Source organism: Sphingobacterium sp. UBA5670 (assembly GCF_002420705.1).
Classification (GTDB): domain Bacteria; phylum Bacteroidota; class Bacteroidia; order Sphingobacteriales; family Sphingobacteriaceae; genus Sphingobacterium.
In genome coordinates this window covers 88,859-114,395 of sequence record NZ_DIIM01000020.1, presented here as the reverse complement: position 1 = coordinate 114,395, position 25,537 = coordinate 88,859, and the positions used below count along the sequence as shown (strand labels likewise).

The window sequence follows — 25,537 nt, the reverse complement described above, 5'->3', positions numbered from 1 at the left end:
GTTTTTTGTACTTATATTCGATGAAGTATTTATCTAGTCAGTCAGGCAAGAGGAAAGATTTACAATTAATCTTTGTAATTTGGTTTCCCCGGTGTAAAACGGACGATAGATTGATCTAGTCTGAGGGTATCAGCCACCGTAATGAGGTCTTCTTCAACAATAAAATTTTGATCAATAGAAGTCTTAATCGTGGTAAAATCCTCCTGATCTGCGTCTTGAAAATATAAGAGCGATTGAATGGTAGAAACAGCTACAAGTTCAAGCAATTCATCCTCACCTTCGAGTCCTACATAGAAAAAATCTGCCATAATAATTTAATTGATGTTATACGAATATACTTTTTTTTTTCTGAAAGTGCCTGATCTTATTTGCCAGAAAGAACCTTCAGTTTGCTTTCATTGCTGTTGGTGTCTGCGAAGTAATGAAGGTTTTATTTTTAAAATTTATCAAATTAGGGCGAGAACTTCGGGGACTGATAAAAAGCTGTGTTGAAATTTAAGTTTCTTTCTGGTCGCTTTGGGTAGCTAAGCTAAAATACATTATATTTGGTATAGTCATTTTATAGATAATTACAATAAATTTTGATAACGATGGATAGAGAGCAGATACAAAGTTGGCTGGATAATGGTTATGATATACTTCATCATGGACGACCAGTGAAAGTAGAAGGCAATTTGTGGGATTACATCGATGGGTTGGGCAGTTATGAGAACGTGTATGTCTTACGTGAGTTGATTTATTGGACAGAGGAGGAGCTGGCAAATATTGGCAAATAGTGTTGAGATCCTGAATACCTATATCCAGAATCCCTTTCAGATACTATTCTTCCCCTAGAATACGATATTGCGTTTGAAAGCGCAGCCAAGTTCGATCAGGGAGTCCGTTTTGGCTATTCCAGGAATGCTATCGATCTTTTCATAGAGCAATTGCCGCATATGCTCGTGATTTTTAGCAATAATCTTTATATATAGGGTATAGTTTCCTGTAATGAAATAGCATTCCGTGACTTCTGGTATTTTCTTTAATTCTTCAATAATCCGGCTTGAGTCATGGTCCTTTTCTAAGCTTAGCCCTGTAAATGCTCCCCAGTCGTAACCCAGCTTCTTTTCGTTCAGCATAGGTTTTATCCCTACTAATATCCCTTGTTCGGTCAAACGGTTGATTCGTTGATGAATCATGGTATTGGATACACCCATAGCAGCAGCTATGGCAGAGAAGGCCATCCGTCCATCTTCATCCAGATATTTTAGAATTTTGAGATCAAAGTCATCTATGTTATTCATGTAAGTAGCGGTTTAAAAGTTAATTTTAATATTTTAGTGCTAATTTAACGTTAAATTTTATTTATTCTACAATAAAATAGTAAATATTGTATATTTGTTATTATTTGAAAAAATCCAAATTATGAGTATAGTATCTAAACAAGGGAAAGGCGAGCTATTCATTGCCAAAGAAGAAAAGTATGGAGCGCACAATTATCATCCTTTGCCGGTTGTATTGGAACGGGCTGAAGGCGTTGTGGTGTGGGATGTGGATGGTAAGTCGTATTTTGATTTTTTGTCGGCATATTCTGCCGTCAATCAAGGGCACTGTCATCCAAGGATTATCAATGCTTTAAAAGAGCAAGCGGAGAAATTGACACTTACCTCGCGAGCATTTTACAATAATAAGCTGGGTAATTTTGAGGAAATGCTTTGTCAGCTTTTTGGATTTGATAAGGCTTTGGTGATGAATTCTGGCGTTGAGGCCGTGGAAACTGCCATGAAGCTTTGCCGGAAATGGGGTTATCAGGTGAAAGGTATACCTGCTAACCAGGCGAAGATCGTTTTTGCGAAAGATAATTTTCATGGGCGGACAATTTCCGTGATATCTGCATCGAATGATGCAACAGCAACAAATGAATTCGGTCCTTTTGTTGACGGTATTGTTCTGGTTCCATACAATGATGTAGCAGCTTTGGAGCAGTTGTTTAAAGCGGATAAAGATATCGCTGGTTTTATTGTCGAGCCGATTCAGGGTGAAGCGGGTATCGTTGTTCCTGATGCGGATTATTTAAAGCGTGTCAGACAATTATGTATTGTTTATTGCTGATGAAATCCAGACTGGGATAGCCCGGACAGGAAGTATGTTGGCATCTTATGATGTTGCTGATCAGCAAAGCGAAAGCAAGCCAGATGTATTGATTCTGGGAAAGGCTTTATCTGGCGGCGTATTGCCTGTGTCAGCTGTATTGGCAAATGATGCGATTATGTTGTGTATTAAACCCGGTGAGCATGGTTCTACTTATGGTGGGAACCCATTGGCCTGCGCAGTGGCTATGGAAGCACTCAATGTGGTCCGGGAAGAAAATTTGACAGAGCGGGCTCGTCAAATGGGCGCATTATTTCTGCATGGTCTACGTGATATAGCGACACGATGTGACTTAATTACAGAAGTTCGGGGAAAAGGCCTTTTGACAGCGATTGTCATTAATGCGGATGAAGAAAGTGATTTAGCCTGGAATATATGTCTTGAATTTAAAGAAAATGGACTTTTAGCCAAGCCTACACACGGTAATAAAATCCGTTTAGCTCCACCGTTGGTTATCACGGAAGAGCAAATAAAGACCTGCCTGGAGATTATTGAACGATCGTTGACTAATCTGAAGTAGTGTATGGAGAAAATGATTGAATTGATTAAAAATAGATCAGATATTGGCGCTGGGACAAGGGGCTCGGACCTGGGGATCGACGCTATTGAGATAGCAGCAATAAATAAAGGAAGTCAGTACTTTATTAATTATCCTTTTGTTGATGTGCCAACCCGAAATAGCTCTATCTACCAAAATGATAATCACCCTTTTGGTAAGCATATCCAGCAGATCTATGAGCAATGTAAACAAGTTGCTTCCACAGTAGAAGATAGCCTTTCTTCCGGCAATTTCCCATTGGTATTTTCCGGCGATCATTCATCAGCAATGGGAACGATCAGTGGGATAAAATCTGCCTATCCGGACAAAAATCTCGGCGTGATTTGGGTAGACGCCCATGCTGATATTCATTCGCCCTACACAACACCCTCCGGAAATATGCATGGAATGCCATTGGCGGCCATGTTGAATGAGGATAATATGGACTGTAAAATCAATGCAATTGACGATTCTACCCAAGAATTTTGGAATAAACTAAAGCGAATAGCAGGTCCGGTGGGCAAAATCCAAGCCAATCATTTGATTTATTTTGGGGTAAGGGATACTGAAGAGCCGGAAGATCTGTTAATTGACCGCTTAGGAATCAAAAACTACCGTGTCGAAGATACGAGGCAGCGCGGAATAGCGGATTGTGTGAAAGATGCTTTGACAACTCTGGGAGACTGTGATATGATTTATATCTCGTTTGACGTGGATAGTATGGATAGTGAATTGATATCGGATGGCACGGGGACACCAGTACCTAAAGGATTTTTACCTAGGGAGATTGTCTTGATCTTGGAAGAGATCATTCGATCTGGAAAAGTAGTCTGCTTTGAAATTGTGGAAGTTAATCCCTTATTGGATAATAAGGGCAACAAGATGGCAGAGGTTGCATTCGATATATTAGAACGGATCACGCCTTTAATTGAATTTAAGTCGAGTAGTTAACCATTTTTGAATAAAGTGTTTAAGGCCCTTTTGTTGATTCTTCAATCAGCAAAGGGGCTTTTTTATAAACTGATAGCTGGATTAAATATGAAAAATTTGACAGACTATCGGGTTAAAATTGGCGCAGCTCTGTGTTATTTAATATTCTGTTAACATGTTTAGCGTACATTTACACCTATCCATTGTTCACTTTAAGTATGCGGATTTCTTCTAAGATTATTTTGTTGGTATTTTTTTCCATGCAGCTGTATCTGAGCCCTTTAATTTATGCCCAGATAACCTCTTTTAAAGATATTAGGCTGTTAAGCCAAAATCATCCAGATTCGGCAATTATGCTGGTCAAAAAACGGTATGCGAAAGCCGTGGGCGATAAGGATTTATTCGTGCAGGCCAATTGCTTACAGGCAATTGGTTGGCTGTGTGTCAATCAAGGACACTATGGACAAGCGCAGGATTACTATTTCCAGGCAGACCGTATCTATACGCAGCTCAATTCAAAACAGCTTCTGGCATCCAACTGGAGCGACATTGGAGAGCTCAATATTTTTAATAAACAGCACGATTTGGCGAAGATTTATTTCAATAAAGCGCTGCAGTCTTTCAAGATTGAGGGGGATAAAAACGGGGAGGCAAGTGTCTTGGGAAATATCGGCCATTTATTTGAGAAAGTGGCCAACTATGATTCAGCTTTTGTATATCAAGAACGGGCTTTGGCAATTTATAGGGAAGTGGCGAATAAAAATGGCGAAGCGAAGATCCATGAAAATTTGGGAAGTATTTATGAAGACCTAGCAAAATACGATAGTGCATTTTATCATTTTGAGAAAGCTAGTGATCTCTATCGGGAAACAAAAGATAACTACGGAATGATTGTGGTGCTGAATAATATGGGTGATATTTTCAGAAAGACCAATAGATTTCCGGAGAGTATCAAATTGACGCAATCTGCTTATCAGATGGCCGAAAAATTGGGTGATGTATATCAAATGGCGGCGACGACAAAAGACTTGAGCAAAACTTATGCGTTGAGCAACCAGCTGGACAGTGCTTATTTTTATGCCGAAAGGAGCCGCAAATTGGTGCTCGAACTTTACAGTGTAGACGGCGCCCGGCACACCGCTTTTTTTCAGGCACTCTATGATATGAATCAGAAAGCAGAAGAGATTGAAAAATTACAGGTCACAAAGAAAATTAATTTAATGATGTTATGGGGAACAGTAGTGGTGTTGGTTTTACTTATTGTGCTATCCTACGTATTGTACAGTCGCCAGAAAATTAAGATCAAAAACCAGATTACTGAATCCCGGAAGCAGGAGGCAGAGCGTGAATTGACCGAAATTGCACTTAAAAACCAGTTGCTTGAAGATAAACAGCTTAAACAGGAACTGACCTTAAAACAGAAGGAATTGACCTCTCATACCCTTAATCTGATCCGTAATAACCAGTTTTTGGAAGAGCTACGTGATGAATTAAAAGTGATGGTCAAAGATGAGCGTCGGGACCAAAAGCGGCAAATGCAGCAATTGGTTTTACAAATCAATGAAAACATTACCCAGGGGGTTCATTGGAAAGAATTTATGGGAACTTTTGAACGGGTACATCATAGCTTTTTTGAAAAACTTATTCAACGATTTCCCGATTTGACAGCGGCAGATATGCGATTGATAGCGTTGCTTAAGATCAATTTGAACAATGCTGATATCGCGGTTTTATTGGGCATATCACAAGATAGCCTTCGAGTAGCGAGACACAGGCTACGAAAAAAAATGAGATTGGAGCAAGGCGAAGACCTTGCTGGCTACCTTTTGACTGTTTCATAATTTATTAACATAAGGGTAATAGAATCTTAATGGCGGTTGTTTGGTGTGTAAATGCCTGTTGTATAGTTTTTTACTGTCTTTTGTTTCCTTGTTGTATAGTGCTCATTTTACCTTGTTTCCTTGTTGTAACGCTCGAAATTTTGTCAGATTAAAATGGGCTATCATCTTTGCGACAACAATCAAAGATTCATAATAATCTAAGCAAAATGAAAAATTTTTTAACGGTATTACTTGCCTCCAGTATTTCGGTCAGCACAGCCTATGCGACCAAAATAAAAGGTAAGGTTTTGGATGTACAGACCGGCGAAGCTATTGTCGGTGCTACCGTGTTTCTCGAACAAAGTGGCGTATCAACCAAAACGCAATTGGATGGTTCATTTGAATTCAAAGGATTATCAGCAGGTATGGACAGAGTTCATATTAAACACATGGCCTATGCTGAATTGATTAAGGAAATTGAGATCCAAAAAGAAAACACACCGCACTTCATTTTTCAATTGATTTCTACGGAACAGACTTTAATGGAGGTTACTGTTAAAGGGCGACGAAATGGAGGCGACGATGATCCAAGCGCAAGACGTTTGGAAAAAAATGCTTCGCAAATTATGAATGTCGTTTCGGCCCGCGCGATTGAAATTTCTCCGGATATTACCGTCGCAAATGTTATACAGCGTGTATCGGGGGTATCCATCGAAAGAAATTCAAATGGCGAAGGACAGTATGCTATCTTAAGGGGGATGGATAAGCGTTACAATACGACCTTGGTTAATGGTGTTAAGGTACCTAGTCCTGACAATAAATATCGTTATGTACCCTTGGATTTATTCCCTTCGGATATGTTGGAACGATTGGAAATCTATAAATCACTGACACCAAACATGGAAGCTGATGCGGTAGGTGGGGTTGTCAATATGGTGATGAAATCGGCACCGAGTAAACTATTGCTTCAGGCAAATTTGGCAACAGGTTATAGTCAGCGTTATTTTAATCGTGATTTTGGGAGTTTTTCAACAGGTGGAACTTCAGCAAAATCTCCCTATGAACTGAACGGAAAGAATTATAATGCGACTTCAGCAGATTTTAATAAGGGCGCATTAGATTATACCTATAAAAAACCTTTGCCTGATCTTATTGGTAATCTGGCCATTGGCAATCGGTATCTGAATGACAAATTAGGTGTCATTTTGGGTGCGAGCTATCAAAATTTACATCGCGGTAGCCGGTCTATTTTTTACAAATCTTCTGTTGTTGGCGTAAATCCCAATGCGGTAATCACCGAGCAGAGTGATCGTCAATATGATGAACAGCAACAACGTTTGGGTTTGCATAATAAAATCGATTATCGATTTAATCCGAATCATCGTGTAAGTTTCTATCAAATGTATGTGAATTTGAATAGCCTGCAATTGCGTGATGCGGTCAATACAATATACAATGGTCAGTATGATCCAAGCATTGGTAAAGCCGAGTTGACTTACGTAACAAGAAGCCGAAAAACCCAACAACAAATTTATAATGGTACTTTACAGGGAGATCATCACTTTTTAGATAATCGTTTAAATGTTCGTTGGTCAGGTGTGCTTTCTTCGGCGCGCAATCAATTACCACAAAATACGATGATTAGTTTGGATGGGGTAGAAGAAAATTTTGAGCGAAAACGTACTTCTCTTGTCAACAAATCACCTGTAACCTATCGTTGGGAACGAAATACGGATAATGATCATGCAGGTTATTGGGATGTGGCTTATAAAGTTCCAATGGATCACAGTAAGCTGGAATTGTCTACCGGTGGACTGTACCGTGATAAACAGCGTAGCAGTTTTTACAATAATTACAATCTTTCTCCAGCCTCGGCAGAAGAGGCAAAGTATAAATACGGAGTGGATTTTCAGCGGTATACTGATCTAAATTTGACGGTGACCAATCCTACTGGTGCTGTCGCAAATCCATTAACGTACGATGCCAACGAGAAGACGACTGCTGTATATGGGATGTTCAATTATGAGAACGATAAATGGCAAATGATCGGTGGCATCCGGATGGAGCATACCAATCAAGATTATAAATTATTGTTTCCTGCTGGAGAAAAAAGACCGGAAGGATCACAAATTTATACAGAATGGCTGCCGAGTTTGACCATGAAATATCATCTGGACGACAAACAACAGCTTCATGCGGCTTATTATCGTGCGTTAAACCGTCCTGGATTTTATGAGATCGTTCCTTCAAGTGTGGTTAATGAAGAGTTTTTGGAGAAAGGAAATCCAGATTTAAAACATGCCTTGGCCGATAACTTTGATTTAAGGTATGAATTGTTTCCGGAAGCCTCTTCTCAATTTCTTGTGGGTATGTTCTATAAAAAGATTAAAAACCCCATTGAATATACCTTTCAGCCGGATGAGATTCGCAAACAGGATGTATACTACACACCGGGCAATTTTGGTAATGCCAACAACTTTGGTGTCGAGGTTGATTATATCAAGTATATCCAGCAATTTGGTGTTAAGGCCAATTATACCTATACCCATTCACGCATAACTACCTCGAAGATGTCCCGTCGAATCAATGAGACCACACAGGATCCTGAAGCGATTATTGTCGACCAAACACGTCCGCTTTATGGCCAGGCTGCGCACGTGGCAAATCTATCCCTGCTTTATAAAGATGCTAACAAAGGTTGGGAAGGACAATTGGCCGGTTCTTATACAGGTTCACGTATCAACACAGTATCCCAGTTCCTGAATGATGATTTATGGCAAAAAGGATTCATTCAGCTCGATGCTTCCATTGAAAAGAAATTTAGGGCAGGCTGGGCTATTTTTGCCAAAGCTAACAACATCTTGAATACACCAATGGAATTGTATGTGAAAGGAACAAATCCCGAAAACGAGAAGATCGCCGAAAAGCTTATTGAAGGTGGAAATACATTGATTAGAAAGGATTTGTATGGGCAAAACTATATCCTTGGTTTACGTTATTCGTTTAGTAAATAATAAACCCGCATAAAACACGGCATGTTTTAATCTGAACATGTGCGACGTGAAATAACAACAGTTTGTTTCGGTGAAGCTTTCACTTTTTTGGAAAGCCAATATTTTGGATAAGTGAAATCTGCTTCATCATTAAAAATTAAATATATACAGATGAAAAATAAATGTATTTTATCGTTTCTAGCGTTTTTTATCGTGGTGCTAAGTGCCTGTGAAAAAGCGAATATTGATGTTGATACTTCTGATGCTGATGGAAGTGCTATTGGTGAGGTATCTGGTGTGTGGAGTAAGGGAAGTGTACAGCATATTAAGGGAGACATTATTATTCCCGAAGGCAAGAGCCTGACGATTGAGGAAGGCGTAACTGTATTGATGGATTCCGTTAATAAGCCTGAAATTGTTGTTTTGGGTAATTTGTATGCACTAGGTACAGCTGAAAATCCGGTGAAGTTTACGGTTGAAGATGGCTATAAGACAAAAACGAATGAATTTGGTAAACTTTGGGGTGGGATTTTGGCTGCCCCAAGTTGCCAGGAGCTTGTTTTAGACAATACAATCATCGAATATGGCGGTGCAATTACATCGGATGCTTCGACTTCTGTGAAGATGGGTTTGTATAAAAAAGTATCTGGTGAGGCGTTGCCAGCATTGTGGTTTTCAAATCCGGATGGGAAGTTAGTAGTTCAGAATAGTACCGTAAGTCATTTTCATGAAGACTGTACATATATTGAGGGCGGAAAAATCATTTTCGCCAACAACCGCTTCTTTTCCAATGGTGTGACCGGCGGTGAAGCGATGAACTTTAAATCGGGCTGTCTTGCCGATGTCGCCTATAACTTGGTTTATAGCGTAAATACCAATGCGTTGAAATTATCGAATTCAGGAGATCGGACTCCGCAAGCGTATATTATTGTTTATAATAACACCATGCTCAACACAGGTTGGCGCAGACCTACTGCAAAAGGAGGTTCTATTTGGTTAGAAGCATCTGTCAGAGCCGAGATTTATAATAATCTATTTGCCAATACACGGTTTGGAGTCAAGCGAGACCCTAAAAAACCGGAAGACAGCCGTTCGGTATCAAGTAATAACTGGTATTATGGCTATAGCCAATTGACTGTAGATCAGTTTCAGGTTGGTAAAAATGATATCGTAGGCGGCAGTAATGATGTCCGGGGTAAAGTGGCAGGGGAGAATAACCCTAAATTTGCTGCCTATCCGTTAGAAACATCGGTTGACAACTATGTGTTTGATGCAGCCTGGGATTTTCATCTCCAGGGAAATTCTCCAGCATTAAAGGCGGGTACTCTGGCTTTTAAACCTCATTTCACAAGTGGTTTGGTGATGTCAAACGGCTTGACCTACAATTCTCCTGAACCTGCAGTTTATGTAGGTGCATATGGTACCAAATTCTAATTTATTTCATGTAATGACAAACTATAAAATAATACTCTCGATTGGTGCTGGCGCAGTTGCACTGCTTCAATCAGCTTGCAAAAACCCGCAGCAAAATGGGACAAACCCGGTTAAACCTGTTATCGTTACCGATTCGGTACGTTATGATTCGGATGATCCTGCCATTTGGATCAACAAGACAGACCCCAGTAAAAGCTTAATTATTGCCACAGATAAGGATGCTGATGGGGCATTATTTGTATACGATCTTGAAGGTAAAACCGTGAAGGAAAAAGTAGTCTCAAACCTAAAACGTCCGAACAATGTTGACGTGGCTTATGGTTTGCTATTGAACGGAAAGCCCGTAGATATTGCGGTGACAACAGAGCGTATGACCCATAAATTACGTGTGTTTTCGTTACCAGATATGAAACCTATTGATCAGGGCGGATTAGACATGTTTGTTGGTGAGACTGAGCCAGAATTTAGGGATCTTATGGGGATCGCCTTATATACTGCTCCGAAAGGAGAGATCTACGCTATTGTCGGTCGGAAAAATGGACCAAAGGACGGTTACCTGGGACAATATTTATTGGAAGATAATGGTTCAGGGGCAGTGAAAGCAACCTTGGTGCGCAAGTTTGGTTCGTTTAGCGGAAAAAAGGAAATCGAAGCGATAGCTGTAGATAATGAACTTGGTTATATTTATTATTCGGATGAACAAGTTGGTGTAAAACAGTATTATGCTGATCCTGCAAAAGGGAACCAGCAGCTGGCATTATTTGCTACAGAGGGTTTTAAAGAAGATCATGAAGGTATTTCGATTTATAAACTAACGGATAGTACGGGGTATATATTGGTTTCTGATCAAGGGGCAAATCGTTTTCAGATCTTTAGCAGAGAAGGAACTAAAAGTAATCCATTTGAGCATACCCATCTAAAGACAGTGCCTGTGATGGCAACACAAAGTGATGGTTCAGAAGTTGTTTCTTCCAGCTTAAACGAGACGTTCAAACATGGACTTTTCGTAACGATGAGTGACGATAAAACATTCCATTATTATCGATGGGAAGATATTGCTGGGGCTGATCTGAAAAAGAAATAGTCCTGGTCTAAAATGCATCGGCAACAGTTGTATGCTGAAAACAACTGTTGCCTTTCAGGGTACAAAAGCCTTTTGCAAATATCGTTTTTAGGCATTCACCGGTATTTTAAACCAGAAAGTTGAGCCTTCTCCCCGCTGACTGTTAACACCAATTACACCATGATGCTTTTGAATAATTTCCTTACAGATAAACAATCCGATACCAAATCCTGAAGCATAGCTCTGGGTATCGTCATTTACGCGATAAAACTTATCGAATATTTGTTTTTGGTCTTTCGGGTCAATACCTTTTCCCTGATCTTTAATTTCGACCTGAAAATATTCTTCATTTACTGTAACATGCATCGTAATTGTTGAATTATTAGGGGAATATTTAATCGCGTTATCCATGAAGTTGATAAGCACTTGTTCGATTTTATCGCGATCTGCCATGACTTCCAAACTCGAGTGAATGTCACCTGTATAGTGAATGAAATGCTTTGCGGGTCTTAAAGAATACATATTTTGGATATAATCCATTAGTGAACAAACTCGAAACATTTTTTTGCGAAGTAATAATTTACCTTCATTCAGTTGTGTGACATTTAGAAAACCGTCAATTAACCCACGCATACGTGTAGCCTGTTCATTAGACTGATGCAGATATTGTATTCGTTTTTCAGTACTCAATGATTCTTCTTTGGCTATCAACAATTGAATATAAGCAATTAATGAGGTCAGAGGCGTTTTGAGCTCGTGACTTGCAATGCTGATGAAATCCAGTTTTTTTCTTTCCTCTTCTTTATCGCTCGTATTATCTATTATAGCCCCATAGATCATGTGTCTTGAGGTATCGGATTCTGATTGGCTGCCGCCAATGGATCTCAGCCATTTTACCTGACCCGTCTTTTTGTCTATTATTTCACACTGACAATCGAAAGGGGATTGTTTCAGCGTTACCTCCTGAAAAATCTGCTGTATTTTAGTTCTGTATTTAGGCAGGATCTGAGCAAAAAAGTCAGATTCTTTGATTTTTGTGTTTTGTTCGAAACCAAATAGATCGCGACAGCGATCATTGAGCTCCATTTGATTTGTCTCTACATCAATAGAAAAAGTACCGATTCCGGCAGCCTCCACAATCATTCGAAACTGCTGGTCCCTTTTTGCAATGAGATGATTGATTGCTTCGAGCTTTTCACGTTCCTGATGCTGAGCGGTGACGTCAATGGCTGTTCCTGCAAACCATTCCGGTTGCTGGTCCGCGTCAAAATATACCCTGCCTTTACAATGCAACCAGCGTAACTGATGATCCTCAGCGCCAACGGTCCGAAATTGTACGTCATAAACTCCTTTGTTCTGGTAGGTTAGCGATTTTTGGACTTCCTGATCAATTCGCTTTCTATCTTCTGAGTGGATATATTTTAGGACCTGATGGTAAGGTACATATTCACCTTTTGCGAAGCCGAAGAGTTCACGTGTCCGTTCATCCCAGTGTACAATGTAATTCTTACAATTTAGGTTCCATGTTCCCATCTCGGCTGATTGCAGCGCAAAATGATAATGTTCTTCACTTTCGATGATCTTTTTGAGCGCATCTTTAAGTTTTTCATTGAGATCCTCAGTCTGTTTATTTGATGTGGTATCATTATTATGAAACTTCATGATCTTGTAATTGCTCGCAGCAATTGTCTGCTTTTGTGTCAATAGATCCTGTAGAAGTTTTCGCTCAATGGAGTTTTTTTCATGCGTTAGGGGCTGCATGTTATTGTTTCCCGGAATCAGCGTCATCCGCTGAAATACAGCGCAGGTTTCACCTTTTTCATTGAAGAGCGTATGATATTCAAATGTGTAATCATAGACTAAAGAAGGTTGTATTTCTGATTGGAGCTTGACCTGTATCTTTTTCGCCTCCTGCTCTTTGCCATAGTGCCAAGCCTCTTTCAAGAGCGGAATATAAGGCATTAATTCTTCACGTCGCATACAGTCTTCAAGATGCTGACCGACAGCCTGTTGATCACAATTCCACAATTTTAACATGTTTGTATTTGCATAGGATATATGAAGATCTGCGCTATCATAAATTGCGCAGGCTTCCATTGAAGATGTGAGAACGGCTAAAATGTCTTTATCTGAACGAATCATAACGTGTCAAAAATTAAGTGTTGATTAAAGTAACACCAAGTATTATTTGATTTAATAGCGTGCAAATATTGTTCCTTTTCTAATTCGTTTCCTGCTTCTCTTTAAATGATAGCCAGCTGTAAGTCACAATGAGCCTGATCAGGGAGATCAATGATGTGTTCAGTACAATGTGTAGAATTTCGTATCTTTATTTCGTTTATGCAGTTTATTTCTCGTCATTCCAAATAGAATTATGCAAGCATCACGAAGTGTTGTACAGGTTTTGGAAGAAAGCAGAGCTGAAGGTTTTATTTAAATGCTATAGAAGATGAATACGGTTAAGATACTATTAGTTGAAGATCACATGGTCGTACGCAATGGTATTAAGCTACTTTTAGAATCCGAGGGTGAATTTACAGTCATAGGCGAGGCGTCTGATGGTGTTGAAGCTTTATCTATGCTGGCGAATGGTCTAGTTCCTGATATTGTCTTAACGGATATCAGTATGGAAAATATGGATGGGATGGAGCTATTAAAAGTCGTTGTTCAGAAATATCCTTTGGTAAAAGTTGTTGTATTGACCATGCTTAATCAGATTCATTATGTTGTGGAGGGATTTGACCATGGTCTTGCAGGATATCTGCTTAAAAATGTCGGTTATCATGAGCTTCTTTTTGGGCTAAAACACGTGGCTGACGGTGGTCGTTATATCAGTGAAGAAGTGAGTATGGCACTGCTTGAGCAAGTTTCTTCTGGACAAGTTTATGCCGCTGTTGAAAAGGGCATGACGGTAGATTTAGATATCAATGATCGTGAACTGGAAGTATTGGCATTAATCGCTGATGGGTTTACCAACGTAGAGATTGCTGATCGGATCTTTTTAAGTAAGCGAACTGTGGAAGGCTATCGCCAGAGCCTGATTGATAAGACAAAAGTAAAAAATACAGCAGAACTCGTAAAATATGCCTTCCAGCACGGTTTATTAAAGTAGGCAGCAGAGCAGCTTTTTGTAATGACTGCTGGTACATGAGACTATAAGTGGCTATTAGGGCCTGTATAGCTTATGAGTGCAACTGTTGTGTACTTGTCTTAAAGCGGTTCAGAAGAAATATACCGATTCCGATTATGATAAATGGTATACTGAGCAGCTGCCCCATATTGATGAATAAAGAATCCTCAAAATGTTCTTGGTTGATTTTCATGAATTCGTCCAAGAATCTAAATGAAAATAAGAGAATCAATAAAAGCGCAAAATAATTGCCGTTACGGATTCGAAGCTGGTTATTTTTCCATAAGCCGTATAACAATAAAAATAACAGGATACAAAATATGGCTTCATAAAGCTGGGCCGGATGCCGGGGTACTGTATCGATATGTGTAAATACAAAGGCCCAGGGCAGGTTACTTGGCGTACCAATCATTTCGGAGTTCATTAAGTTCCCCAATCGAATACAGGCACCAGCAACAGGCACCACCAGTGCTACGCGGTCTGCGACCCAAAGAAAAGAAAGCTGCTGCTTTTTGGCGAATAAATAGATAGCGATCAGTATGCCTATGCCGCCGCCATGACTCGCCAGACCTCCTTCCCATAGGGCAAAGATTTTTAATGGGTTATGGAGGTAATAGCCGGGGTCATAAAATAACACATGCCCTAGTCTTGCTCCAATGACAGTGCCCAATACGATGTAAATGGTTAGCTGATCGAGAAACTCAATTCGCCGGCCTTCTTTTTTGAATATTGACCACAATATCCTATAACATAGTACAATACCCAATAACCAGCATATTCCGTACCAGCGGATGGGGTGTTCAATAGTGGGAATAACAAAGATGTCGCTGTCTACATTCCAGGTGATGTAATTCAAGAATAGATTATTTGTCATTTTGCACTGTATTGTGATACTTCCTTGTATAAGTATATACTATTGGCCTTTTGTTACAGGATTTAATGAAAAAAAAGGAATAGCGGGAATGCTTCATGTGGAAAGTTGCTTCGTTGAAAGCAAATATTAAGTTGAATACTACGATTATGAATTGTAATGTTCACATTCTTTGGCTAATTAGTATGTTTGTGGATGGCAGGACTGGGTAATGTCTACTTAAGTGTCAGTAAGGTTAAATAATTTTGAAAGTATATATTGTTTTTTTGAGAATATTCCGATATTCGGCAATAGATAATAGGAGATGCTCACCTGCACGAAAATGCAAATTGTTTGTTATATTCTGATGATACAAAATTTGAAAAGATTTACTTTTTATTTTCTATCCTTCGTGCTGCTGGCGCAACTGTTCTCCTGTCACCCAAATAGTAATCAGACTGCCGGAAACAATAAGCGGATTGAGGATGATTCACAGGATCTAAGATATAGGGATACTTTATTAAAATTCCTCTCTTCGCAGGATTTCGGCGATCAGTCTATTATCGCAAAAAAGATAGCTGAATTCAAACGGGATAAGTCTTATGAAAACTCTGGGTATAATTGGGTTTTCTTGGCTTATAGGTACCTGTTGGATGATAAAATTGATTCTACAGAAATAGCATTAAAGAATCTTGATGGAAGAAAATTATCTTCAGATTTACTTGTACTGAAAGATTACTTTAATATACGTGCTCATTTTAGTTTTAATGATGTGACTAATATTAGCACCATGGAGCAGATTATTGATGCGAAAGAGTATGCGATAAACCATCATAGTAAATTCACTTTCCTTTTTTTTAATCTATTGGCGAACGCTAACTATCGTCGGGCGGATTATAATCAAGCGCTCAAAGACAATGAATCATGGTATTATTATCATCCCAATAAATTGGATCCGCATGTTGCGCAGGCTTATCAGGAGATCAAGTTTATGCAGTATATTGAGCTGCATGATTTTGAGAAGCTAAAAACAACATTGGATAGCTGTAAATATTATGCAAATAAAACGGCTGATTCTACGGTTATTATGCGTATGTATAATTTACAGTCCCAGTATTTCTTTAGCATTGGTAATAGCCGAAAGGCTGTGGAGGTGTCGCAGCTATACTTTAACTATTTAGCTGCAAGTAAGAAACTCAATGCTTATGCGTATGCTAACCTGGCAAAAAACTTTTTGAATAACCATCAGCTTGACTCTGCTATATTTTATTTTCGGGCGGGATTGCAGTTTATCAAAACGCATAAAAGCCAGCAGAGTAAATTGTTCTATTATCAGAATCTACAATTGGCACATGCCTTAAAAGGTGATTATGAACAGGCTTATTTTATATTGGACTCTGCTTATCAGGATTATAAGAATGATATAAAACGCATTGAAAATGAACGGATAAATGAGATCAATACCCGGTATGAAACTGAAAAAAAGGATCAGGCTATTACGCTTTTAAAAACAACAAATGCATTCAATCATAAGATTATGGCTCAGCAGCGCTGGATTTTCGTCATTTTATGTGCTCTTATCTTAAGTATTGCATTTTTCATTTATTACCGGAATAAACAGAAGTTGCTGCAAAATATAAATCAGCGTATAGTTGCTGAAAATAGGCAATTAATTCTTGAGCAAAAGACGAGACAAAATCAGCTTAATCCTCATTTTATATACAATGCGATCGCTAATTTGCAAGGTTTGATTAGCAGTGAGCAAAAAGCAAAAGCAAATCAGTACCTTATCTTATTGTCCCGTCAAATCCGTGATATACTCGAGCTGAATAGGGAAGAATATATTTCTTTGGATCAGGAGATTAAATCATTAAAGAATTATATACTTTTACAACAGATGCGCTATCAGGATGTATTTGATTTTGAAATTGACAGTGATGAACTGGATGTTGATGATGTGATGATTCCCCCGATGTTAATACAGCCATTTGTTGAAAATGCGATTGAACATGCGTTCAAAAATTTGAATTACCGTGGACTATTGCAAATTCTTTTCAATCGGGTGGATGATCAACTGCATATTGTTGTCCGCGACAATGGCTGGGGAATGCAAGCTGAAAAGAAAGAGACTGGACATAAAAATTCTTTATCTCAAGTGATCACCAAAGAGCGTCTTGAGCTTTTGTTTACTGATCCTAAGCACAAAGCAAGGATTGAAATCAAGCCCAATTATAGAGAGGATAAAAGTGGGTATAGCGTAGAAATCTACATACCACTCGTTTTATATTTTAATTAAATACGTGAAATTATGAAAGTTTATATTCTTGAAGATGAGTATAATATCTATTTGTATATTAAGTCTTTATTGGATGCTATTCCTTATGTTCAAATTGTAGGTTATAGCCCATCGATTGCGCAGGCAGAACGCGAGTTGCTTGGATCAAATCCAGACCTTATTTTAGCGGATATTCAATTGAAAGATGGATCAAGTTTATCTTTCCTTTCAGAACTGAAATTGGATATCAATACCATCTTTATCACCGCTTTTAACCAATATGCCATCGAAGCACTTAATATCGGTGCTATAGCGTATTTACTCAAACCTCTGGTTCCCGAGCAATTTATGGAGGCTATTGAAAAATGCTATAAGAAAAATACTGAATTTAGGTTCAATAGCATGCAATTAAGTATGGCTGAAAATTACCTGAAATCTCCCAGTAGACCCCGAAAGATAGCCCTTCGTACATTTGAATATACGCAAATCGTCAATATTGATGATATTCTTTATTGCCATGGAGATAAAGGATATACGACATTTTATATCAAGGACAATAAACCTATGATGGTTTCGAAAGTGCTCAAACATTTTGAGGCGATGCTTCCGGAATCAGAATTTATTCGTTGTCATCAATCGTATTTAATTAATGCAAACTGTATGAAAAAATACTTTAAGGATGGTCAGATCGAAATGTCTGATGGTAAAATGATTCCTGTTGCCACAAGAAAAAAAGAGGTCATTCAACAGTTCCTAAATGATATTTAACAGTTGAAATAACAAGGAGATGATGCATCTGGAAGTTTTTGTCTGCTAAAAAAAATAGCTTTTACCTTTAATACTAAAATATTTAGTATTACATTTGTGTGTAATACTAAATAGGAGGGGCTATGATGTTAGAAGATAAAAAGGCTTTGATCAGCAAACTTAAAAAAGACTTGCTTGTATGGCAGGGGGTGCCTCAAACGTCTATTGATGATGACCTAATGGATTTGGGATCTTTGGAAGAGGCTTTTCCGAATGGCATCTTTCCTAAAGGTGTGATCCATGAATTTATTAGCTTTAACCGTGCTGATAGTGCGGCATCCTGTGGTTTTATTGCTGGGCTTCTAGGGAAACTTATGCAGCATGGAGGGATTTGTATCTGGATAAGTTCTATTCAGACACTATTTCCAGCTTCAATGAAATCATTTGGTGTCGTGCCCGAATCTATTGTTTTTGTTTCTATGAAACGAGAAAGGGATGTTTTATGGGCAATGGAAGAAGCTCTAAAATGCCCTGGTATAACGGCTGTATTGGCAGAAATACATCAATTGGACTTTGTCCAGTCAAAGCGGCTTCAGCTTGCTGTGGAAAAAAGCCGCGTTACGGGTATCCTCCTGCAGCATAATCCAAAAATGCTGCTGGCTACGAGTTGTGCGGCCCGCTGGAAGGTCACTTCATTGCCCAGTCAATCGGAAGATGAATTGCCGGGTATTGGCTATCCGAGCTGGAGTGTGGAATTGTTAAAGGTAAGAAATGGAATTCCGGGCACATGGCAAATAACCTGGTGCCCTCAGGGATTTAAAGTGGCGCCTAATAAAACAACGAAAGTAAAGGACTGGACTCCTCATTATCAAAATTTAGGCTAAAATAATGATGAAAAAAAGATATGCCTCTCTTTGGTTTCGTCATTTGAAAACGGATTGGATGACGGTGTGTAAACCGCATTTACAGGAAGTTCCCTTTGTCCTGGCGCTTGCTGTCCATGGAAAATTAATTGTAAATGCAAGTAATTTATTGGCAGAACAGGCCGGAGTACATGTAGGTATGGCCATAGCAGATGCGCGAGCCTTTATTCCATCACTCCATATCATTCATGAACAAGCCGGATTAGGTGAAAAAATACTTCATTTTATTGCGCACTGGTGTATAAGGTATACACCGCAGGTATCTTTGGACAAGCCTGATGGAATTATACTGGATATTAGCGGCTGTGCACATCTTTGGGGCGGTGAGGCGGCTTACCTGGAATATATTGTTGCTGCTTTTAAACGGCATGGTTATGATGTTTGCATGAGCATAGCAGATACGATCGGTGCTGCCTGGGCAATGGCGCGTTTTGGTAATGAAAAAACAATTATAAGCGAGCAGGCCCAATCCGAGGAACTTCTTTCTTTAAGCCCTGCAGCTTTACGGCTGGAACAATTTCAATTGAACCGATTACAGTCACTTGGTTTAAAAACAATTGGCAGCTTTGCACATATGCCCCGCTCCGTGCTGCGCAGGAGATTTGGAGATGGCCTACTACTTCGTCTGGACCAGGCAATGGGATTTGAAGATGAATTTGTTACTTCGATTAAACCCGTTTTGCCCTATGAAGAACGTTTACCTTGTTTGGAGCCTATCAGTACAGCAAATGGCATTGAGCTGGCTTTGGAAGAACTGTTAATCAAATTGTGCCGGCGTTTGTCTGGAGAGGGTAAAGGATTGCGTGAAGCTGAATTGAGCTGCCATCGTGTCGATGGAAAAATAGAACGAATTAGCATTGAAACGAATCGTGCTACGGCGCAGGTAAACCATCTTTTTCAATTATTTGCGATTAAGATTCCGCAAGTGGAGCCTGCATTAGGTATTGAGTTATTTAGCCTGGCAGTTTCCAGCGTTGAGGATGCAGACGCGGTTCAGGAAAACCTGTGGGACAATCGGATAGGTCTTAAAAATCCAGCGGTTACTGAACTTTTAGATCGCCTGAAAAGCAGAGATTCCAGCTGTGAAATCTTACGTTACGTGCCTGCGGCACATTACTGGCCAGAACGATCGATTCAAATAGCCGCGACAATGGATGAGGTAGGCACTGTTGATTGGCAAACCGCAAGACCCCGACCGACAAGATTGTTAAAGGTTCCAGAGCGTATTATAGTTACTGCACCTATACCTGATTACCCACCGATACTGTTCATCTATAAGCGAACTACCCATTATGTAAAAAAAGCAGATGGTCCTGAACGTATTGAACGCGAATGGTGGATGGATCAAGGTGAACATCGAGACTACTATGCTGTAGAAGATCAGGAAGGAAGGCGTTTTTGGCTGTTCCGTGCCGGTCACTACGACGGTCAGACAGATCAGTGGTTTATACATGGTTTTTTTGCATAGAGATGGGATATTGTGAATTACAGATAACAAGTAACTTTAGTTTTCTTGAAGGCGCTTCACATCCGGAAGAATTGATAGAACGCGCGGCACAATTGGGGTATCATGCTGTTGCGGTAACTGACCGGAATAGTTTTGCCGGAATTGTTCGTGCGCATATAGCGGCTAAAAAAGAAGGTATACGACTGATTCCAGCATGTCGTCTGGATTTACAGGATGGTCCAAGCTTACTTGCATACCCTACAGATAAAGAGGCCTATGGAAGGCTTTCCTCCTTGTTAACTGTCGGAAACCTAAGAACTGAAAAAGGAAAATGCAAGCTGTATAAGGCGGACGTTTATTCTTATGCTGAAGGGATTATATTCGTTGTTTGCCCACCTGAAGAATTGACGGCAGAATTTGAACTTGATTATTCTTTTGTTGAATTCGTCAAGGAATGCCGGCAACACCTGCATGGCTCCCTGAATTTAGGGATCAAAAAACTCTATCGTGGAGATGACGCTAAACTGTTGTATCGGATAAACCAGCTGGGTGAACAGCTGGGTATTCCACTCGTCGTACTTGGTGATATCTATTATCATATACCCGAAAGACGTGAATTGCAGGATATTTTAACCTGCATCCGGGAGAAATGTACGATCCATACAGCTGGATTTAATTTACATCCCAATGCTGAGCGTTATCTAAAATCAATGACCGAAGTTGAACGTTTGTTTAGAAAGTATCCAGAAGCGGTACAACAGAGTGTCAAAATTGCTAATGCCTGCCATTTCTCTTTAGATGATCTGAAATATATCTATCCGGATGAACTGTCTTCCAATGGCCGAACAACACAAGAGGAATTATCCTATTTAACCTGGGAAGGAGCGCGGAAACGTTTTGATGGACATGTTCCAGCTGCAGTGCGCGAAACAATCCAAATGGAACTTGATTTTATCGAACGCAAAAATTATGCTTCTTATTTCCTGACCGTATATGACTACGTACGTTTTGCAAAAGAACGCGGGATTTTATGTCAAGGACGTGGGTCGGCCGCCAATTCTACGGTGTGTTATTGTCTTGGCATTACTTCTGTCGATCCATCGAAATATAGACTTCTTTTTGCACGATTTATGTCTGATGCACGGGATGAACCCCCTGATATAGATGTCGATTTTGAACATGAGCGTCGGGAGGAAGTGATCCAATATATCTATGAGAAATACGGCCGTAATCGAGCCGCTATCGTAGCCACAGTGACACAGGTGCGTTCTAAAGGGGCTATACGCGATGTCGGCAAGGCGATGGGGCTTTCAATGGATGCCGTTGGACGTTTGGCGGGGGTAGTAAGCAGCCATTGGGATGATTACATCAATTTAGAACGTTTGGTTGAACAGGGCTTTAATCCCGAAGATCAGCATTTACAAAAGGTTCTGGAGCTGACGCATCAATATATCGGTTTTCCGCGGCAATTAGGACAGCATACCGGTGGATTTGTGATCACACAGGGCAACTTGCATGAACTTTGCCCTTTGATCAATGCAAGGATGGATAACAGGACGAATCTCGAATGGAATAAAGATGATCTTGAGGCACTCGGTTTTCTAAAGGTTGATGTTCTTGCTTTGGGGATGCTGACCTGTATCCGCAAGGCTTTTGATTTAGCCAGAGTCCATTATGGAAAAGAGCTCACCTTGGCCGATATTGGGGCCAAAGATGATCCTCATGTTTACGATATGATCTGTCATGCCGATACGCTAGGTGTATTCCAGATCGAAAGCCGGGCCCAGATGTCGATGTTGCCCCGGTTAAAACCGCGGGAATTCTATGATCTGGTTATTGAAGTGGCCATTGTACGCCCAGGGCCTATACAGGGTGATATGGTGCATCCCTATTTACGCCGTCGAAATAAAGAGGAACATGTTGACTATCCCAGTACGGAGATCCAGACCATCCTTGAAAAAACATTGGGTGTGCCTCTTTTTCAGGAGCAGGCCATGGAAATAGCGATCGTTGCAGCAGGATTTACGCCAGCAGAGGCTGATGAACTGCGGCGCAGTATGGCAACATTCAAAGCAAAAGGTAAAGTGTCTGCCTTTCACAAAAAGATGGTTGACGGTATGGTGAAGAAACACTATACCGAAGAATTTGCCAATAGGGTTTTTAAACAACTGGAAGGCTTTGGCAGCTATGGTTTTCCCGAAAGCCATGCGGCATCTTTTGCTTTACTTGTGTATGTTTCCTCGTGGCTTAAGTGTTACTATCCTGATATTTTTGCAGCCTCTTTACTCAATAGCCAGCCGATGGGATTTTATCAGCCGGCTCAAATTGTTATTGATGCACAGAAACATGGTGTCAGAGTGCTTCCTATTGATATTAATCATTCCTCTTGGGACAATAGCCTGGAAGGAGAAATTGGAAAACCACATGCCCTTCGCTTGGGTTTACGCCAAATTAAAGGGTTTTCACAGGAAGAAGCTCGGGTGCTGACGCAAGGAAGACGCCCCAGCTATTCATCCATTACAGGCATGATGGATGCAGGGTTATCCCTTGCCACTTTGGAGAAATTAGCTGATGCAGACGCTTTCCGCTCGCTGGATATTGATCGTAGAAAAGCGCTTTGGGAAATTACGGCATTAGGCGATCGTCCGATCGCATTATTTGAGGGACAACCTTCTGAGAGCATGGCAGAAGGACAGATTGCCCTGCCTTTATTGACAACAAGCCAGCATGTAGTAGCAGATTATGCAAGAACTTCTTTGTCCATTAAAGCACATCCGGTCAGTTTTTTGCGCGGGAAATTAGATCTTCTTCAGGTTGTTCCCACAGCAAAATTGGCTTTGTTAAAAAACGATATGCCCGTGAAGGTATGTGGGCTAATTACTGTTCGGCAGCGGCCGGGTACTTCGAAGGGTGTTTTATTTATCACCATTGAAGACGATACAGGTTTTGCAAATATTGTTGTCTGGAGCACTGTATTTGAAAAATATCGAAAGGAGATCCTCCGTTCAAAACTCTTCATGGTTGCCGGTAAAATACAGGTTGAAGGTGAAGTTATTCACGTGATTGCACAACGATGTTTTGATATGTCAGGACTATTAAAAGATTTGACAGCGGCAGATGACAATATAGGGGGTGTTTTTCATAAAGGAAGAAATTTTCATTGATCTTTCATTTTTAAATCTCACTTTTGGGAAGACTAGCGTTGGTGGTAATACAACAAAACATTAAAGCAGAAAGATAAAAGGATATGACCAAGAATATTCTCGTAAATACAATTGAAATTGATAAAGCGACTATTCGCGATTTAATTAAGCAAGGGGATGAAAATGATGCGCTTTACCTGATTGCCAAACAGGCGAATGTGACGTTAAAAGCCGCCCGGGATATTGTACGGATGTTTAAAGAAGAGCATATTGACCGATTTGATGGCAAAGACCTGTTTTTCGTGGATTATGATGAGATTGCAAATAGCAATGATTCGCAACAGGCGAATCCCGATGAATCTTCTTTTTTGGAAGTAGAAGCAAATAGCAGCCGTCGTACCGGAGCCTGGAAAGGATTGTTTATCTTGTTTTTCATTGCCTTATTGGCTTTTGTTGTACTAAAATACATTGTAGGTTTTAATCAAATAGGGCATCATATCTCCGAAATTACTCAACTATTTGATAAAAATGATGGTTCACCTGCCCTTGATGCGGATACATCCAAACAGAACCGACCATTAGAAGCGCCCCGGAATGATTCATCTCATGGATTGAAATATTGATCTACATTAGGTCTAATTTTTTTTCTGAAGGTAAACAGCTTATTAAACTTGCCACACATAAAAGTAATATGACCGATAATGTCGTTGCGTAACCATAGGCAGAGGAAATATCTTGCCAGAAAAAAAATGTAGTCTCTTTTTGATGTAAGAATACACCGACAATAAATGCAATTCCTAAACAAATAGATAGCTGCTGTACCGTGAGATAGATGGCCGACCCTACTGCAACTAATTTTTCAGAAAGATCCTTTAATGCTAGCGTCATCAATGCAGGTAATACACTGCCACAGCCAATACCATAGAAAAAGAAGAGTATGTGTATGTGATGCCGATCTAAAAATGTCGTATTGAAAACGAAAAGATGAGTCAGTAACCCTAAGATCATAATTCCTAAGCCGAAAAGGACAACGGTCTTTCCATGGCGCTGGACCAATTTGCTGACAACGACACTTGCCAGTACATAACCAATACCTTGATAAACAAAGGCAATTCCTGTCATTGTAGCCGAATAGTGTTTTTGATTTTGAAGGTAATTGGAATTAATAATAAAGTAAGCATCCTGTACCATGTAATAGGCTAATGCTGCTAGCAATCCTAAATTGAAAACCCGGTTATTGAATAGGGAGAAATTGAGGAGACTAGGATATCCCATTTGTTCCAATGCTCTTTGCTTTCTGATAAATACGATGAAAAGGACAATTGCTGTTCCCAACAGCAGCAGTGACCATAAGGGCCACTGCAGTTCAGGCCCCATAATTAATGGAAAAATAATTCCCATTAAAAGAATAAATAGCGTTATCATAGGCATGAAAGATTGGGAAGATTCTCCGCTCACCTGATCTTTAGGTGTGTAACGGTAAACTGCCAGGCAGGCAAGTGATCCGATCGGAACATTAATTAGAAAAATAAGACGCCAGCTTTCATTTATCCAAGTCTGATCAGGAAGTATTCCGCCTAAGAGCTGACCAATAACAGAGGCAATACCGGCTATGCTTCCATAGATGCCCAATGCCATCGCTCGTTTTTCTTGGTTTTCAAAAAGTAAGGTGATTAACGCTATACCCTGAGGAACCATAAGCCCGGAACTAATTCCCTGTATCAGTCTCCCAGCCAATAGCATGTACAGGTTAGTGGATAGACCACAGACGAGGGAGGCGAGGGTGAAACCTGCCATTCCTATTAAATATAATTTTCTCTTTCCAAACTGGTTTCCCGCATTGCCGGCATTAATGAGCAGGCTTGCGTAACCAATGATGTAAAGGATAATAATCCATTGTGTATCACTATTGCTTAACTGCAATGAATGTTGAATCGTAGGTAAGGATACATTGATAATAAAAAGATCTATCACGAAAAGAAATATGCCTGTTGAGAGCAAGAAAATATGAAGTAAATCTTTAATTTGAAAGCGCATATAGAAAGTTTTTAATAATTTTACGGTTAAAAATAGTTTGGATATTTTTTACAATCAAGTAGTTATAAGTTATGTAC

Annotated in this window: 18 protein-coding genes and 1 pseudogene; 14 read left to right on the top strand and 5 right to left on the bottom strand. The window is 39.8% G+C overall.

The features are described 5' to 3' along the window. Window positions 1-65: 65 nt before the first annotated feature. Window positions 66-308 carry a hypothetical protein gene (locus B3C94_RS17270; protein ID WP_293905918.1) on the bottom strand — a complete coding sequence of 81 codons (243 nt, stop codon included), beginning with the start codon at window positions 306-308 and terminating at the stop codon, window positions 66-68. A gap of 282 nt (window positions 309-590) precedes the next feature. Here B3C94_RS17270 and B3C94_RS17265 point away from each other — a divergent pair, with 282 nt between their 5' ends. Further along, window positions 591-776 (top strand): hypothetical protein, encoded by a 186-nt coding sequence (locus tag B3C94_RS17265; protein ID WP_293905916.1) that lies wholly within the window; start codon window positions 591-593, stop codon window positions 774-776. A gap of 54 nt (window positions 777-830) precedes the next feature. Here the strand turns inward: B3C94_RS17265 and B3C94_RS17260 are convergent, their stop codons facing one another. After that, on the bottom strand, window positions 831-1,283 hold the full coding sequence (locus B3C94_RS17260) for an Lrp/AsnC family transcriptional regulator (RefSeq protein WP_293905914.1): 453 nt from the start codon (window positions 1,281-1,283) through the stop codon (window positions 831-833). 121 nt (window positions 1,284-1,404) lie between these two features. On the opposite strand from B3C94_RS17260, the pseudogene rocD reads away from it, so the two are divergent. The 6 genes and pseudogenes from rocD to B3C94_RS17230 all read left to right on the top strand — a co-directional run bounded on the left by rocD (window position 1,405) and on the right by B3C94_RS17230 (window position 10,929). Further along, a pseudogene (rocD, locus tag B3C94_RS17255) lies at window positions 1,405-2,650 on the top strand (ornithine--oxo-acid transaminase). Window positions 2,651-2,653: 3 nt separating this feature from the next. Then, entirely contained in the window at window positions 2,654-3,619 is a 966-nt protein-coding gene (locus B3C94_RS17250) for an arginase (RefSeq protein ID WP_293905912.1), read from the top strand. Window positions 3,620-3,816: 197 nt separating this feature from the next. After that, window positions 3,817-5,439: a tetratricopeptide repeat protein gene (locus B3C94_RS17245; RefSeq protein ID WP_293905910.1), complete on the top strand. Its 1,623-nt coding sequence runs from the start codon at window positions 3,817-3,819 to the stop codon at window positions 5,437-5,439. Between the two features lie 206 nt (window positions 5,440-5,645). Next, window positions 5,646-8,432: a TonB-dependent receptor gene (locus B3C94_RS17240; RefSeq protein WP_293905908.1), complete on the top strand. Its 2,787-nt coding sequence runs from the start codon at window positions 5,646-5,648 to the stop codon at window positions 8,430-8,432. Window positions 8,433-8,582: 150 nt separating this feature from the next. Next, window positions 8,583-9,845 (top strand): right-handed parallel beta-helix repeat-containing protein, encoded by a 1,263-nt coding sequence (locus tag B3C94_RS17235; RefSeq protein WP_293905906.1) that lies wholly within the window; start codon window positions 8,583-8,585, stop codon window positions 9,843-9,845. 13 nt (window positions 9,846-9,858) lie between these two features. Continuing rightward, window positions 9,859-10,929 carry a phytase gene (locus B3C94_RS17230; RefSeq protein WP_293905904.1) on the top strand — a complete coding sequence of 357 codons (1,071 nt, stop codon included), beginning with the start codon at window positions 9,859-9,861 and terminating at the stop codon, window positions 10,927-10,929. 87 nt (window positions 10,930-11,016) lie between these two features. Here the strand turns inward: B3C94_RS17230 and B3C94_RS17225 are convergent, their stop codons facing one another. Then, a complete protein-coding gene (locus tag B3C94_RS17225) occupies window positions 11,017-13,050 on the bottom strand; it encodes an ATP-binding protein (protein WP_293905902.1) in 2,034 nt (677 codons plus the stop codon). A 307-nt stretch (window positions 13,051-13,357) separates the two neighbouring features. Between B3C94_RS17225 and B3C94_RS17220 the strand changes: the two genes are divergently transcribed. After that, the gene (locus tag B3C94_RS17220; RefSeq protein ID WP_293905899.1) at window positions 13,358-14,020 is read left to right on the top strand and encodes a response regulator; all 663 of its coding nucleotides are present in this window, start codon (window positions 13,358-13,360) and stop codon (window positions 14,018-14,020) included. A gap of 70 nt (window positions 14,021-14,090) precedes the next feature. On the opposite strand, the gene lgt is transcribed toward B3C94_RS17220, so the two are convergent. Beyond that, window positions 14,091-14,912: a prolipoprotein diacylglyceryl transferase gene (gene lgt, locus B3C94_RS17215; protein ID WP_293905897.1), complete on the bottom strand. Its 822-nt coding sequence runs from the start codon at window positions 14,910-14,912 to the stop codon at window positions 14,091-14,093. 355 nt (window positions 14,913-15,267) lie between these two features. Here lgt and B3C94_RS17210 point away from each other — a divergent pair, with 355 nt between their 5' ends. From B3C94_RS17210 to B3C94_RS17185, 6 genes are all read left to right on the top strand, one after another. Then, window positions 15,268-17,184 (top strand): sensor histidine kinase, encoded by a 1,917-nt coding sequence (locus tag B3C94_RS17210; RefSeq protein WP_293905895.1) that lies wholly within the window; start codon window positions 15,268-15,270, stop codon window positions 17,182-17,184. Window positions 17,185-17,196: 12 nt separating this feature from the next. Next, window positions 17,197-17,931: a LytR/AlgR family response regulator transcription factor gene (locus B3C94_RS17205; protein ID WP_293905893.1), complete on the top strand. Its 735-nt coding sequence runs from the start codon at window positions 17,197-17,199 to the stop codon at window positions 17,929-17,931. Window positions 17,932-18,053: 122 nt separating this feature from the next. Continuing rightward, window positions 18,054-18,794, top strand: coding sequence for an ImuA family protein (locus B3C94_RS17200; protein WP_293905891.1), 741 nt, complete (start codon window positions 18,054-18,056; stop codon window positions 18,792-18,794). A 4-nt stretch (window positions 18,795-18,798) separates the two neighbouring features. Continuing rightward, on the top strand, window positions 18,799-20,301 hold the full coding sequence (locus B3C94_RS17195; protein WP_293905889.1) for a Y-family DNA polymerase: 1,503 nt from the start codon (window positions 18,799-18,801) through the stop codon (window positions 20,299-20,301). Between the two features lie 2 nt (window positions 20,302-20,303). Beyond that, window positions 20,304-23,444: an error-prone DNA polymerase gene (locus B3C94_RS17190; protein WP_293905887.1), complete on the top strand. Its 3,141-nt coding sequence runs from the start codon at window positions 20,304-20,306 to the stop codon at window positions 23,442-23,444. Window positions 23,445-23,527: 83 nt separating this feature from the next. Further along, window positions 23,528-24,046: a hypothetical protein gene (locus tag B3C94_RS17185; RefSeq protein WP_293905885.1), complete on the top strand. Its 519-nt coding sequence runs from the start codon at window positions 23,528-23,530 to the stop codon at window positions 24,044-24,046. Between the two features lies 1 nt (window position 24,047). Here B3C94_RS17185 and B3C94_RS17180 read toward each other — a convergent pair whose 3' ends face one another. Further along, entirely contained in the window at window positions 24,048-25,460 is a 1,413-nt protein-coding gene (locus tag B3C94_RS17180; RefSeq protein WP_293905883.1) for an MFS transporter, read from the bottom strand. Window positions 25,461-25,537 lie beyond the last annotated feature (77 nt).